Consider the following 12,333-nt stretch of genomic DNA (forward strand, 5'->3'; position numbering starts at 1 on the left):
TGGCCGATCATTATATGTTCGCCCCGGACGCGTTCATGCGCGTGCGTCAGGTCGTGAGGCTGCCTTCGGGGCGCTGTCCCGCAAGAGCCTGAGCGAGACTCGCGAGCACCATCTCGCCCATCGCCGTGCGCGATTCGACCGTTGCGCTCGCGCGATGCGCCTGCAGCACGACGCGATCCATGCCGAACAATTCGGCCGGCACATTCGGCTCATCGACGAAAACATCCAGTCCCGCGCCCGCGATCACGCCACGCGACAGCGCTTCGACGAGATCGCTTTCCTTGACGAGCTTGCCGCGCGCGATGTTGATGAGATAACCGTCCTTGCCCAACGCATCGAGCACGGCCGCATTAACGATGCCCTTCGCTTTATCGGCTGCAGCGGCGAGCACGAGAATGTCGCTTTCGCGCGCAAGCGACAGCAGATCGGGCACGAAGCGATAGTCGATATCGTCCATCGCGCGTACATCGGTATAAGCGATCGGACAACCGAACGCGGCGGCGCGTTGCGCAATCGCGCGGCCCACCTTGCCGAGGCCCACGATGCCCACGCGCTTGCCGCTGAATCGGCGCGACAACGGAATCGCGCTCGGGCTCGGGTTGTTCACCCACTTGCCGGTCTTCACGAAATCGTTGCCGGGGCAGATCTCGCGCAGCGTGGTCAGGATGAGACCGATGGCGAGATCGGCAACATCTTCGGTCAACGCGCCGAACGTACCCGTCACCGGCAAACCGCGCGAGCGCGCGAATTCGAGGTCGACGGCATCGGTGCCGACGCCGTTCACCGCGATCACCTGCAATGCAGGCAAGCGTTCGATGAGATCGTTGGCGATGCCCGTATGTCCGCCGGTAATCACGCCGCGAATGGAAGCGCCGTGTTCGCGGATATACGCGTCCTTGTCTTCCTGCTCGAACAGCCGATGCATCGTATAAAGCGCATTCAGCTTTTCATTGATGGCCGGTACGAGGATGGGATTGAGTTGCAGAATGCTCGGCTTCAATTCGCGTGCTCCATGGTGTTCGTTGCGATGTGGAGCGGATCATGTCTGCTTTCGGCGATAACGTCCAATCCCAAAACGCTATCAATTGATCCACGAATCGACGCATTGCATGCCGCGCTTCGATCGATTCAATCCGGGAATCAGGTAATAGCAATAAAAGATTGGACGCTCTTGTCCACGCTCCCCACAATTCGAAGCATCGGAAGGCACATCGACAATAAAGCCTTGCACATAACATCGGAGACAACAGCGCAATGAACAACGCTGACGGCATCGTCGCTTCCTCGAAAGCGGAACCTGTTGCGGAGAAACACACGAAACACCGCTGGGTCGTGATGGGACTGATCTTCTGCATCTGGGCGATCGCGTGCGCGGATCGCGCCAACTTCGGCATCGCGCTGCCGTATCTGAAGAGGGAATATCACATCACCAATACCGAGGCCGGTCTCATCGTGAGCCTGTTCTCCTTCGCTTATGGCTTCGTGCAGATTCCCGTCGGCCTCCTCTACAAGCGACTCAGCGAAAAGACCACCGGCCTGCTGTTTTCCGTCTTCATGATTCTCACGTCGGTATTCACGGGATTGATGGGCACGACATCGTCGGTGTTTCTGCTGATGGCGTATCGCGTGGGTCTCGGCTTGTCGGAAGGACCGCTCGGCATCGGCTGCACCAACGTCATCAACCGATGGTTTCCCGCAAAGGAAAAAGGCACGGCCACCGGCCTGTGGATCGCCGCATCGAAGCTCGGGCCGCTGATCGTGCCGTCGGTGTGCATCGTCGTGATCCAGTTGTGGGGATGGCGCGAGATCTTCTATGTGTTCGCGGTGCCGGGCATTCTGCTCGCCGTCGTATGGATGTTCTTCGTGACGAACTCGCCCAGCGAGAATCGCTTCTGCTCGCCCGCCGAGCGCCGCTACATCGCCGATGAAACGACCGTCGGCAGCAACGGCGGCAAGTCGCTGTCGCGCGCGCGCATGACGCCGATGCCCCGGCTCGACGCTATCAATCGCACGAAGCGCGTGCCGCAGCTCGAAACGATTCGCCAGGTCTTCGGCTCGTGGAATATCTTCGGCATCGCGCTGGGCTATGGCTGCATGATCGGCATCAGCAACATCTTCATCTCGTGGATTCCCACTTATCTCGTGACAGTGAAGGGCTTCGCTTCGGTGAAGATGGGCTTCCTTGCATCGGCGCCTTTCATCGGCGCGGTGACGGGCAACATGCTCGGCGGCATCATCTCCGATCGTCTGCTTGGCGGACGCCGCAAACCGATGATGATGCTCGGCGCGCTCGGCACGATGCTGATGACCTTCCTGCTGATCGATGCGCCCGACAGCGTCGCCTATCTCGGCGCGGCGCTGATGCTCGCGGGCCTGATGCTCGGCATCGGCTTCGCAGGCTACTCCGCGTATCCGATGGGTCTCGCAACCAAGGCCACCTATCCGACGGCGTTCGGCATCGTGAACTCGGTCGGACAAATCGGCGGCGCCTGCGCTCCGCTCGCGGTCGGCCTGCTGCTCGACAGCTATAACTGGACCGCGGTCTTCCTGTACATGGTCGGGACCGCGACGCTGTGCCTGCTCTTGTTGCTCAGCGTGGTCGAACCGATAACCGACTCATCGGAACCGGCGAAATGAAATTCAGTTGATTCGATGACGCTTCGCGCCGCTCCGTGCGGCGCGATTTCTTTCAGAGACCGCCCTCGACCATATCGAGAAGCCGCTCGGCAAGCGGTTCGATCTGCGTGCGCTTCAGCCCCTGCAAAGGGCCTTCGATCAGCAAGAGCGCGAAGCCGTGCACCGCGCTCCATGCTAGATATTCCGCTTCGGGCCGGCGTTTCGCTTCGAGCGCGCCCGCCTCGACCATGTCGTCCAGCGCGCGGCTCAGCAACTCGAACGGATCGAGACCGCCCGGCCCCGCGCCATAGGTTTCCTCGTGTTCCGTCCATTCCGTTTGCGGCGCCGCGAACGCCGTGCGAAACAATCCCGCTTCCTTTTGCGCAAAACGAAGATATCCCGTGCCGATGGCGCGCAAACCCGCGCGCGCCGCATCGGCACGGCGGCGCTTCTTCGGGCGCGACGCGAGTTCCTCTTCCATTGCTTGCGCGACGAATGACAGCGCCGCCGAGCGTACCGCCGATAGCAATTCCTGACGGCTCCCGAAGTGACGATAGGCCGCGTTCGGCACGACGCCCGCCCGGCGCGTGGCTTCCCGCAAGACGATCGCGTCGGGGCCGCCTTCGCGCGCGAGTTCGATTCCCGCATCGATCAGCGCGCGTCGCAAATCGCCATGTCGATAGGTGCTGCGCGGCTTGCCATTTGTCATTTTGATTCGTGTGACTTCGATTATGTGGACACTGTCCATTATCTCTGCTACTTTTTGTGGACGGTGTACACAAGACAAAAAATAGTTCTGCATCGGTGTTTGCCGTTGCATTGTCACGACGCGGCGGCATCGTATGCGAAAGGAGGTTCGCATGGCGAATACAAATGATCGTACGGATCCGCATGACGATATCGCGCGCATCCGCGAAATGATCGAGGCGTGGCGGCAGGCAGTGCTGGCGAAAGACGTCGATACGCTCGTCAGCCACTACGCGCCGGATGTCGTCGTGTTCGACGTCGTGCCGCCCGCGTCGATCAGGGGCATCGAGCACTATCGCGAGAACTGGCGGCGCTGGTTCCACAGCATGAAAGCCCCGCTCTCATTCGAAATGCGGGAAGTGGAAGTCGCCGCGAGCGGCGATCTGGCTTACGCGCACTCCGTCAACCGCGTCGCCGTGGGCGAACAGGAGGACATCGTGCGCGCGACCGTGTGCTTCAGAAAGATCGATGGCGACTGGCGTGTCGTGCACGAGCACGCATCGGTGCCGCTCATGATGGATATGGACCCTGACGAAACGTCATAACTCAAGGAGCAGTCATGCAAGTGCAACCCTATTTGTTTTTCGAAGGCCGCTGCGAGGAAGCGATCACGTTCTATCGCGAGAACCTGGGCGCGCAAGTCGTCATGATGATGCGCTTCAGCGAAAACCCCGACGCCGGCAAGGCCGAAGCCGCGAGCGGTTGCGGCGTGCCGTCGGGATCGGAAAACAAGATCATGCATGCGGCGTTCACCATCGGCGATTCAATGGTGATGGGCTCCGACGGCATGTGCAGCGGCAACACCGAATTCAAGGGCGTATCGCTTTCGCTCACGGCCGATGACGAACAGCAGGCGGAAAAATACTTCAACGCGCTATCGAACGGCGGCCAGGTGCAGATGCCGATGACGCAAACCTTCTTCGCCAAGCGCTTCGGCATGGTGACGGACAAATTCGGCGTCAACTGGATGGTGCTCGGCGGCGTCGAAGGTCAGCCGCAATAAGCATGCGACGACCGTCCGGCTGGAACGCGGCTTGCGCGCCTTTCATCGCATCGATTCGAAAGGAGGCGCACCATGAGCAACTACGCCGGACGTTCCCAGGAAGACCGTATCGCGCAACGCAAGGGCAATAAGCAGACAGCGCAGGAACAGCCGGGCGGGAACATGGCCGAACCCGGCACGGAGCCCAACAAGGACCATAGCAGCGGCGTGCTGACGGAAGAAGGCAAGCAGGTGTGGCGCACGGGTTCGGGCATCGACGGTGGGGGAAAGACCTGACATCCGTATCGGCCTTCTGAAACGTGAAACAATGGCGGGGTGCCAAAAATAACGCATGTACTATTTGCACCTTGACTCATAGGAGCTTTCGATGAGCGCCCCGCGCAAAAACAATCTTTCAGGTTCGGACATGCCTGCTGATGGAGCCGATCGTCCGACCCGCGAGGAAGCCGAAGCAGCTGTCCGTGTTCTGTTGCGCTGGGCGGGCGACGATCCGCGCCGCGAAGGCCTGCTCGATACACCGGGCCGCGTCGTGCGCGCATATGAAGAGTTTTTTGCGGGCTATACGCAGAATCCGCATGACATCCTCGCTCGCACGTTCTCGGAAGTGCAAGGCTATGACGAAATGATCGTCCTGAAGGACATTCGTTTCGAGAGCTATTGCGAGCATCACATGGTCCCGATCATCGGCCGCGCGCATGTCGCTTATCTGCCGAACAAACGCGTCGTCGGCATTTCGAAGCTCGCGCGTCTCGTCGACGCCTTCGCGAAGCGTCTGCAGATTCAGGAGAAGATGACCGCGCAGATCGCCGATACGCTGAACGAAGTGCTGCAGCCGCTGGGCGTCGGTGTCATTCTGGAAGCCGCGCATCAATGCATGTCGACGCGAGGCGTGCACAAGGCGGGCGTGTCGATGGTCACCTCGCGCATGCTCGGCTCATTCCGCGACGATCCATCGACGCGTCGCGAGTTTCTTGCCATCGTCGGCAATCAGAACGCGTTCAGCGTGTCGAATACGTAAGGCCGCCGCAAGCAAAGCGCACGCGCGAACGCAAACGCAAGCAAACAAAAAAGGGCCTCGCGGCCCTTTTTTCATGCGCCGAATCCGTTGCCCGGCGTGCCCGGTCCCGAACCTTCGCGAATCTTGCCCTGCGATACGTTGCTGCCCGGCGGCACGCTATGCGTGAGCCACACATTGCCGCCGATGACCGAGCCTTTGCCGATGGTCACGCGGCCGAGAATCGTCGCGCCCGCGTAGATGACGACATCGTCCTCCACGATCGGATGCCGTGCGTTGCCTTTGACGAGCGCGCCATCGCTCGTCGAAGGAAAGCTCTTCGCGCCGAGCGTCACGGCTTGATAGACGCGCACATGCTGGCCGATCACCGCCGTCTCGCCGATCACGACGCCCGTGCCGTGATCGATGAAAAAGCTCGGCCCGATGGTCGCGCCCGGGTGAATGTCGATGCCCGTCAGCGAATGCGCGATCTCGTTGATGAAGCGCGCGAGCAAGGGCACGCCGAGCTTGTGCAACGCATGCGCGAGACGATGATGCGTCATCGCCCAGACGCCCGGATAACACAGCAGGATCTCGGTGATGTGCTGCGCCGCCGGATCGCCGGTGAAAGCAGCTTGTATGTCGCTTACGAGCAGCGCGCGGATATGCGGCAACTGCGCGCCGAACTCGCGCGCGATCGCGAAGGCTTGCGCCGAGAGATCGGCTTCGCTCGTATCGCGATGTTCGGGCAGGAAGCGCAGCGCGCGGCGAATCTGTTCGCGCAACAGACGCAAGTTGGTTTCGAGCGTTTGCCCGACATAGTAGTCGACGCTTTCGTCGGTCAGATCGGGCGCGCCGTAATGCGTGGGAAAGAGCGCCGAGCGCAGGCCGTTGACGATCCCGACGATGGCCTCGCGTGAAGGCAGTTCACGTATGCCGAGCGGATGCCGCGTGCGATGAAGCTCTTCGCGCGACTGGCGCAAGTCCGCGACGATGCGGGCGAGGCCCCATTCCTGAGGCGTGTCGAGCGCGGTGTCGCGGGATGTTTCGAGCGGCGGTACTGCGCCGAACGTGGGCATGTTCTGCATGTCGGGCAAGAAGCGAGGGACGGATTAAACGACAAGCGTAACCGGTTTTGCGAAAGCCTGCCGTCCGGCCGATCGCGCACCCGCGTCCCCGATGCTCGCGCGGAACATCGCTCAGGCTGTGACGTTGCTTGCGTCGATCCAGCGCACGGCCCAGTCGCGCGCGTGCGCGATGGCTTCGCCTTCGTTGCGGAATCGCAGCTCCGAAGGAAAGAATCGGTTCGCGACGAGCTCGCCATCGCTCGATCGCGAGATCACCACGTACGGCTGGTAGCTGCCATCTCCGGCCCGGGCGGGCGCGCAGTTTAGAAGGTAGCCTCGATGTGAAAAGGCTGCATCGTGTTGCATGAGTCACCTGTGTGAAAGTGCCCTGCTCGTTCGAATCGCATTGCTCTTTTTCGACGGCAAGGTAACGCGCCCTCCTGATTGCTCGAGTTTCGCGTATTGCGCTTTGCCGCCGACAGGTTCCAAATAATACTTGCAGGAAATCGGCTTGGGGTCGAAAAAAGGCCTGAAATTTTAAGTATCTCCGAAGGCGCTCTCCGGCAAGGCTCGCGGTTCCGTCGCCAAATATCCGGAACGAGTCTTGCGTGAGGGCTTGGTCAATTCAGGTCCAACTGCAACGGAGCAATGCGATGAACAACGCTGAATCAAACGATCCGCAGAACAAGCAGAAGGAGCAGGTCGCCGACAGTCCGATCAAGACGCCCGGCGCGGAAACCGCTCACGTGAAGATGAGCGATGCGAACAAGGCCGCAGCGGGCGGCGAAGCGCACGCGGGCGCGGGCGCCGGTGCGAAGACGGAGACGACGAAGGCAGGCATGCATGTCGGCCCGCAAGGTCTCTATGAGAAGCCGCCGCGCGGCCTCGATGTCGCCAACGACGACGGACTCGACGACACCGTCGATGCCGACGCGAAGAGCATTCATGCGCGACGCGAAGCGGAAATGCTCGCGCGCGAGCCGGATTCCGTCATCACTTCGAATGCGACGACCGTGAACTTCGTACCCGAACCGGGCGATGGTCTCGGCGGCTTCGACAGCCGTCCCGGCCGCAATGGCGTGTTGCTTGCGCTGGAGCGGGGCTATCGCCTGATCGATCGCGGCATGGTCGCGCCGACGGTGCCCGAGGTCGAAGACAAGGTGCGTTTCGAAGGACGCGACCCGCACGGCCACACCTTGCGCGGACGCAAGCACTACGCGCTGAATCATCTGCGTCCGTCGCGGCTCTTCGAGCTCGAACGGAAATGAGCACGACCGCCGTCGCGCATAAGCAAAGAGCCGCATGGACTATGCGGCTCTTTTTACTTGCGTGGGCTTCGCGCGTTACTTTTTTTCTTCCTTCTCGTCATCGGTTTCGATGCGCGTCACGCCGCCCGTTGCAGGCGGATCGCTCGCGGGGAACGTGTCTTCGACTGCCTTGTCGAGATCTTCGTCGTCACGTTCCGAATGCGGATTCTGTTCCTTCAGATTGCCCATCGTCTGCTCCTTTGCTCGTTGCTGATCGACGTAATGCGAAGCAACGCGCGTTCCCCGAACGTGGCACGGCGTATGCTCAGGGACACGGCGAACGAAGCGCCGCAGCGCAACATACATCGCCGGCGCACGAGAGTCGATAAAGGGGAAACCACATGACGACCCACGCATACGACGGTTACACGCAAGAGACCGAAGAGACCACGCAACTTGAACCGGCTACGCGCCACGCCGTTACGCCCGAGCAGCGCTTTACATCGGCGATCGCGTGTCTCGGCGCGGCCTGGGCGCTGTCATGGGCCGAGTTCGCATTGACGCTCGCCATCGGGCTTCCAGGCGATGCGTCGAGCCATCCGCTCGCCGCGATGGTCGCGTCGCGGGTGCTCGTCGGCCTGCTCTATGTGTGCGTTGCATCACGCCTGCAATGGGCGCGCTGGCTGACCGTCGTGCTCGGATTCGTGTCGGTCGCCCTCGTCGCGCCGACCCTTGCGCTGCAATGGCATATCTTTCCGGCGGCCGCGTTCGTCTGCGGCGTCGGACTCGTCTGCAAGTTCGCGGCGTCGCTCTATCTTCTTTCGCCGATGCCAGGACGCCTCGCGACGCACTAGCCATTCGAAACTCGCGGTTTGCAATCCTTGAAGCGGACGCGGCTTTTTCGCGCGTCCGTCCGCTCGCACAATGCATGACCACCTTCAACGTCATCCATGCGAGCCCGATCATGAAAATCGCTGTCATTGGTGCAACCGGCACGGTCGGCCAGGCGGTCGTCGCCGAATTGAAAGCCCGTCACGAAGTCATCGAAATCGGTGCGACGCGCGGGGCGCATCGCGTCGATCTGCTCGATCTCGACAGCATCAGAAAGCTCTTCGAAACCATCGGCAAAGTGGATGCGATCGTCGCGACCGCCGGTCACGTGCACTTCGGCCCGCTCGTGAAGATGACGCCGGAGCAATTCCGTCTCGGTCTCAACGACAAGCTGATGGGCCAGGTCAATCTCGTGCTCACCGCGCGCGATTACCTGAACGACGGCGGCTCGTTCACGTTGACGAGTGGCATCGTCGGCGCGGAGCCGATTCGCGAGGGCGCGAGCGCGGCGGCGGTCAACGGCGCGATCGAAGGCTTCGTGCGCGGCGCGGCGATCGAACTGCCCCGCGGCCTGCGCATCAACGTCGTGAGTCCGACGATGCTCGAAGAGGCGCGCGAAAGCTTCGGCCCGTATTTTCGCGGTTTCGAGGCCGCGAGCGGCGCGCGCGTGGCGCTGGCGTACAGCCGCAGTGTCGAGGGCGCGGAGACGGGGCGCATCTATACCGTCCACTGACACTTGCGCGCGCGAAGTGTGCATGGAGCGCGACGCATCGATCGCTTATGCTCGGCGCTTCGAAAAACTCATGGAGCGCGCGATGCAATGGACCCGGGACGGCTATCGGCTGAGCACGGACATCGACGAATTCGACTTCGATGTCGTGCATCGCTATTTGAGCGAAGTGGCGTACTGGTCGCCGGGCATCGCGCGAGAAAAGGTCGAGCGCGCCGCGCGTCATTCGCTCGCGTTCGGGCTCTTTCACGGCAACGCGCAGATCGGCTATGCGCGCATGATTACCGACACGACGACATTCGCCTATCTCGCGGATGTGTTCGTGCTGCCCGAGCATCAAGGCGCGGGCCTCGGCACATGGATGATGCAATGCGTGATGGCGCATCCCGATCTTCAGGGGCTGCGCCGCATGATGCTCGTCACGTCCGACGCGCACGGGCTCTACGCGCGCTTCGGCTTCGCGGCGAGCCAGCATCCCGAGCGCATCATGGAGAAGATCGGCAAGGCTTAACCGCCTTTCACGCCTTGCGTATTGACGTAAAGCGCATAGAGCCCGTGACTCGCCGCCATGAACAACCGGTTGCGATGCCGTCCGCCGAAGCACACGTTCGCGCAACGCTCGGGCAAGTCGATGTGGCCGATCGCTTCGCCTTGCGGCGTGAAGACGCGCACGCCGTCGAGTTCGGCGTCGCCCATGCCCCAGCCGCACCACAGGTTGCCGTGAATATCGACGCGAAAGCCATCGGGGGTGCCGGGACCCGCATCGATGAGCGGGCGCGCCTCGCCTAGCCTGCGACCGCCGTCGAGCACGTCGAACGCGTAAATCTTGCGCGGCGTCGCGCGCGATTCCACCACATACAGCACCGATTCGTCCGGCGAGAACGCGAGACCGTTCGGGCCCACGAAGGCGTCGATCATCATCGTGATTTCGCCGCTCTGGCCATCGACGCGATAGACGCAGGGCTTCAGTTGCGCCTCGTTCTTTTCGCCTTCGTAGAAACTGTCAATGCCGAAGGTCGGATCGGTGAACCAGATCGAGCCGTCCGACTTCACGACGACATCGTTCGGCGAATTGAGCGGCTTGCCGGCGTAGCGATCGGCGATGACGGTGATCGATCCGTCGTATTCGGTGCGCGTCACGCGCCGCGTCAGATGCTCGCAGCTTACGAGCCGGCCTTCGCGATCGCGCGTGTTGCCGTTCGCGTTGTTCGACGGCTTGCGAAACACGCCGACTTCGCCGCTCTCTTCGTCCCAGCGCAGGATGCGATTGTTCGGGATGTCGCTCCAGAGCAGATAGCGGCCGTCGCCGAACCAGACCGGCCCTTCGGACCAGCGCGCGCCCTGATACAGACATTCCACCGACGCCGATGCGATGCGCAGTGCATTGAAACGCGGGTCCAGCACGCGCACGGCGGGGTCGGGATAGCGGCGGTCGGGGTGGGTCATCTTTCTTGTCTCCGGTTGGGGGTTGTCTTCACGGTTCGCCGGCGGCCACGCCGGTCAACTCGGCGATCGATCTGTTCAGGCCATCGAAGATACGCTCGGCGACCCGAGGCGGAAAATCGCCGGGCAATTGCGCTGTCACTTCGTCGATGACCGTCGGCGCGCGTTCGACGATGTGCCGGATGATCGGCTCCGCGCTGTCGCCGAAACCGCATCTCTGCGCCATCGCGTCGAAGTGCCGGCGCTTGATCTCGCGAAACGCGTAGCGCCTGCTCGCACCGGGGATGGCCATCGCCAGCTTCGCCTTGTCCCACGACCATTGGTTGGCGCCGTCGCCTTCCACTGGCCGGATCGACATGACGTCATAGAGCGGCGTGAGGCGGTATTGTCCGCCCCTCGCCAGATGAATGCTGAAGTTCTTCGCGTGACCGTCGGGCGCGGCCAGCAGCCAGAACAGGATCTGCGCGCTCACGAGCGTTTGCACGTCACGGCGCGCTTCGGTCGACTGTTGCAGCACGCGCGCGAGATCGAGCACGCCCGGACCGCCATCGTGCTCGTACTTCTTGTGCGGAGGCAGCCCGGTCGCCTGGCAGAAATCTTTGGCAGACGAAGAATCCACTTTCCGCCTGGGTGCATCCGCCGGTCGAAACGCTCGACGACAAGCACGCGCCGTTCGCCGAAATTCGCGATCTCGACGTTCGCCGCGGGCAAGCCGAACGCCTGCAGGAGACGCATGCAGAGCCATTCGTTCTCGACCGATGTCGTGAGATCGGCGCGTCGATTGCCGACGAGCCCCAACGGCAGCTTGAGGATATGCGTCGTCGGCGTCGCGCCATGGGGCTTGAGCCATCGCCCGCCGTGCCGCAGCAGCGCGGTCTTTTCCTGCGCGCCCGCGAGCGAAATGCGGAAGTCGTGGTCATGGTCGGTGCCCAAGATCATGCCGCCGGCCACCTGATTCAGCAGGCTTTCGACGTCATCGTCGCTGAACGGCGTTCCCTCGATGCTTTCGATGTCTTTCGGCGCTTCGTCGTCGGCAAGCAGTTGCACGGCACCGACACAATCGCGACCGATGGCCCGCAGCAAGTCGAACGCATCGGCGCTGTCGGTCTGGAAGCGCTGCGCGATGCGGCGGCGAATCGGCTCGCTGTCGGGCAGAAGATTGTCGAAGTAGTTGAGCACGGCGTCGCCTTTCAGCGGCGCGCCGTCGGGACCGATCGGCAGCGACAGCGAGAGCGGACGTGCCTCGTCCGAGCGAATCCACTCGGTGTCGTATATGAGTTCTGCCGGTCCGCGCGTAGGCAGATTCCACGTTGCCACGCGCTTTCCGTTGGCCCATACGGACAACGCGCGGGAACGAAGCCGACGCCCGGCCATTACCAGTCGGCCTCGTTTGCTTCGAGCAGCGACGTGTCGGGCCGGGCCTGCACCAGCGACTGGAGGCCGTAGACGCCGAACATCGCGAGGAGTTGATCGAGCGTCAGCGAGCTTGAATCGCGCTCCAGGGTAGAATGCCGGCTTTGGCTGATGCCGAGGCGCGCCGCCGCCTGCGTCTGCGTCAGTCCGGCCTGCTTGCGGCCGGCCGCGAGCACATGGCCCATCTGCGCGACTGTCACGATAACTTGTTGCATGGCGCAAATTATCTGTGTGACGAAATA

General features: G+C 62.2%; 16 protein-coding genes and 1 pseudogene. 9 read left to right on the forward strand and 8 right to left on the reverse strand.

All coding sequences use genetic code 11. The annotated features are described in order from the left end of the window. Positions 1–46: 46 nt before the first annotated feature. Positions 47–1,000 (reverse strand): 2-hydroxyacid dehydrogenase, encoded by a 954-nt coding sequence (locus QCE58_RS27910; protein WP_250521777.1) that lies wholly within the window; start codon positions 998–1,000, stop codon positions 47–49. A 254-nt stretch (positions 1,001–1,254) separates the two neighbouring features. Here QCE58_RS27910 and QCE58_RS27915 point away from each other — a divergent pair, with 254 nt between their 5' ends. After that, entirely contained in the window at positions 1,255–2,637 is a 1,383-nt protein-coding gene (locus QCE58_RS27915; protein ID WP_250521778.1) for an MFS transporter, read from the forward strand. Between the two features lie 52 nt (positions 2,638–2,689). On the opposite strand, the gene QCE58_RS27920 is transcribed toward QCE58_RS27915, so the two are convergent. Continuing rightward, positions 2,690–3,325 carry a TetR/AcrR family transcriptional regulator gene (locus QCE58_RS27920; protein ID WP_008352896.1) on the reverse strand — a complete coding sequence of 212 codons (636 nt, stop codon included), beginning with the start codon at positions 3,323–3,325 and terminating at the stop codon, positions 2,690–2,692. 151 nt (positions 3,326–3,476) lie between these two features. Here QCE58_RS27920 and QCE58_RS27925 point away from each other — a divergent pair, with 151 nt between their 5' ends. The 4 genes from QCE58_RS27925 to folE all read left to right on the forward strand — a co-directional run bounded on the left by QCE58_RS27925 (position 3,477) and on the right by folE (position 5,384). Beyond that, positions 3,477–3,908 (forward strand): nuclear transport factor 2 family protein, encoded by a 432-nt coding sequence (locus QCE58_RS27925; RefSeq protein ID WP_250521779.1) that lies wholly within the window; start codon positions 3,477–3,479, stop codon positions 3,906–3,908. Positions 3,909–3,922: 14 nt separating this feature from the next. Further along, a complete protein-coding gene (locus QCE58_RS27930) occupies positions 3,923–4,366 on the forward strand; it encodes a VOC family protein (protein ID WP_008352892.1) in 444 nt (147 codons plus the stop codon). A 72-nt stretch (positions 4,367–4,438) separates the two neighbouring features. Next, complete coding sequence (locus tag QCE58_RS27935) at positions 4,439–4,642, forward strand: hypothetical protein (RefSeq protein ID WP_008352891.1); 204 nt, start codon at positions 4,439–4,441, stop codon at positions 4,640–4,642. 91 nt (positions 4,643–4,733) lie between these two features. Next, a complete protein-coding gene (gene folE, locus QCE58_RS27940) occupies positions 4,734–5,384 on the forward strand; it encodes a GTP cyclohydrolase I FolE (RefSeq protein WP_008352890.1) in 651 nt (216 codons plus the stop codon). Between the two features lie 71 nt (positions 5,385–5,455). Here folE and epsC read toward each other — a convergent pair whose 3' ends face one another. Then, complete coding sequence (gene epsC / locus QCE58_RS27945) at positions 5,456–6,448, reverse strand: serine O-acetyltransferase EpsC (RefSeq protein ID WP_239294389.1); 993 nt, start codon at positions 6,446–6,448, stop codon at positions 5,456–5,458. Positions 6,449–6,559: 111 nt separating this feature from the next. Beyond that, the gene (locus tag QCE58_RS27950) at positions 6,560–6,793 is read right to left on the reverse strand and encodes a hypothetical protein (protein ID WP_008352888.1); all 234 of its coding nucleotides are present in this window, start codon (positions 6,791–6,793) and stop codon (positions 6,560–6,562) included. A 287-nt stretch (positions 6,794–7,080) separates the two neighbouring features. On the opposite strand from QCE58_RS27950, the gene QCE58_RS27955 reads away from it, so the two are divergent. Next, positions 7,081–7,695, forward strand: a complete 615-nt coding sequence (locus QCE58_RS27955; RefSeq protein ID WP_250521780.1) for a DUF3005 domain-containing protein — start codon at positions 7,081–7,083, stop codon at positions 7,693–7,695. A 75-nt stretch (positions 7,696–7,770) separates the two neighbouring features. On the opposite strand, the gene QCE58_RS27960 is transcribed toward QCE58_RS27955, so the two are convergent. After that, positions 7,771–7,923: a hypothetical protein gene (locus QCE58_RS27960; RefSeq protein ID WP_008352886.1), complete on the reverse strand. Its 153-nt coding sequence runs from the start codon at positions 7,921–7,923 to the stop codon at positions 7,771–7,773. A gap of 152 nt (positions 7,924–8,075) precedes the next feature. Between QCE58_RS27960 and QCE58_RS27965 the strand changes: the two genes are divergently transcribed. The 3 genes from QCE58_RS27965 to QCE58_RS27975 all read left to right on the forward strand — a co-directional run bounded on the left by QCE58_RS27965 (position 8,076) and on the right by QCE58_RS27975 (position 9,746). Beyond that, on the forward strand, positions 8,076–8,528 hold the full coding sequence (locus QCE58_RS27965) for a hypothetical protein (RefSeq protein ID WP_175979520.1): 453 nt from the start codon (positions 8,076–8,078) through the stop codon (positions 8,526–8,528). A 107-nt stretch (positions 8,529–8,635) separates the two neighbouring features. Continuing rightward, complete coding sequence (locus tag QCE58_RS27970; RefSeq protein WP_175979582.1) at positions 8,636–9,238, forward strand: short chain dehydrogenase; 603 nt, start codon at positions 8,636–8,638, stop codon at positions 9,236–9,238. 82 nt (positions 9,239–9,320) lie between these two features. Beyond that, positions 9,321–9,746 carry a GNAT family N-acetyltransferase gene (locus QCE58_RS27975; RefSeq protein WP_250458016.1) on the forward strand — a complete coding sequence of 142 codons (426 nt, stop codon included), beginning with the start codon at positions 9,321–9,323 and terminating at the stop codon, positions 9,744–9,746. Here the strand turns inward: QCE58_RS27975 and QCE58_RS27980 are convergent. From QCE58_RS27980 to QCE58_RS27990, 3 genes and pseudogenes are all read right to left on the reverse strand, one after another. Then, entirely contained in the window at positions 9,743–10,681 is a 939-nt protein-coding gene (locus QCE58_RS27980; protein WP_250521781.1) for an SMP-30/gluconolactonase/LRE family protein, read from the reverse strand. The two genes, QCE58_RS27975 and QCE58_RS27980, sit on opposite strands and share 4 nt — an antisense overlap. A 28-nt stretch (positions 10,682–10,709) precedes the next feature. After that, positions 10,710–12,052: pseudogene (locus QCE58_RS27985) on the reverse strand (type II toxin-antitoxin system HipA family toxin). Further along, entirely contained in the window at positions 12,052–12,306 is a 255-nt protein-coding gene (locus QCE58_RS27990; RefSeq protein ID WP_250521782.1) for a helix-turn-helix domain-containing protein, read from the reverse strand. The pseudogene QCE58_RS27985 and the gene QCE58_RS27990 overlap by 1 nt, the downstream one beginning before the upstream one ends. Positions 12,307–12,333: the final 27 nt, after the last annotated feature.

Origin of the sequence: Caballeronia sp. LZ028, from assembly GCF_031451415.1 — a bacterium.
GTDB classification, from domain to species: domain Bacteria; phylum Pseudomonadota; class Gammaproteobacteria; order Burkholderiales; family Burkholderiaceae; genus Caballeronia; species Caballeronia zhejiangensis.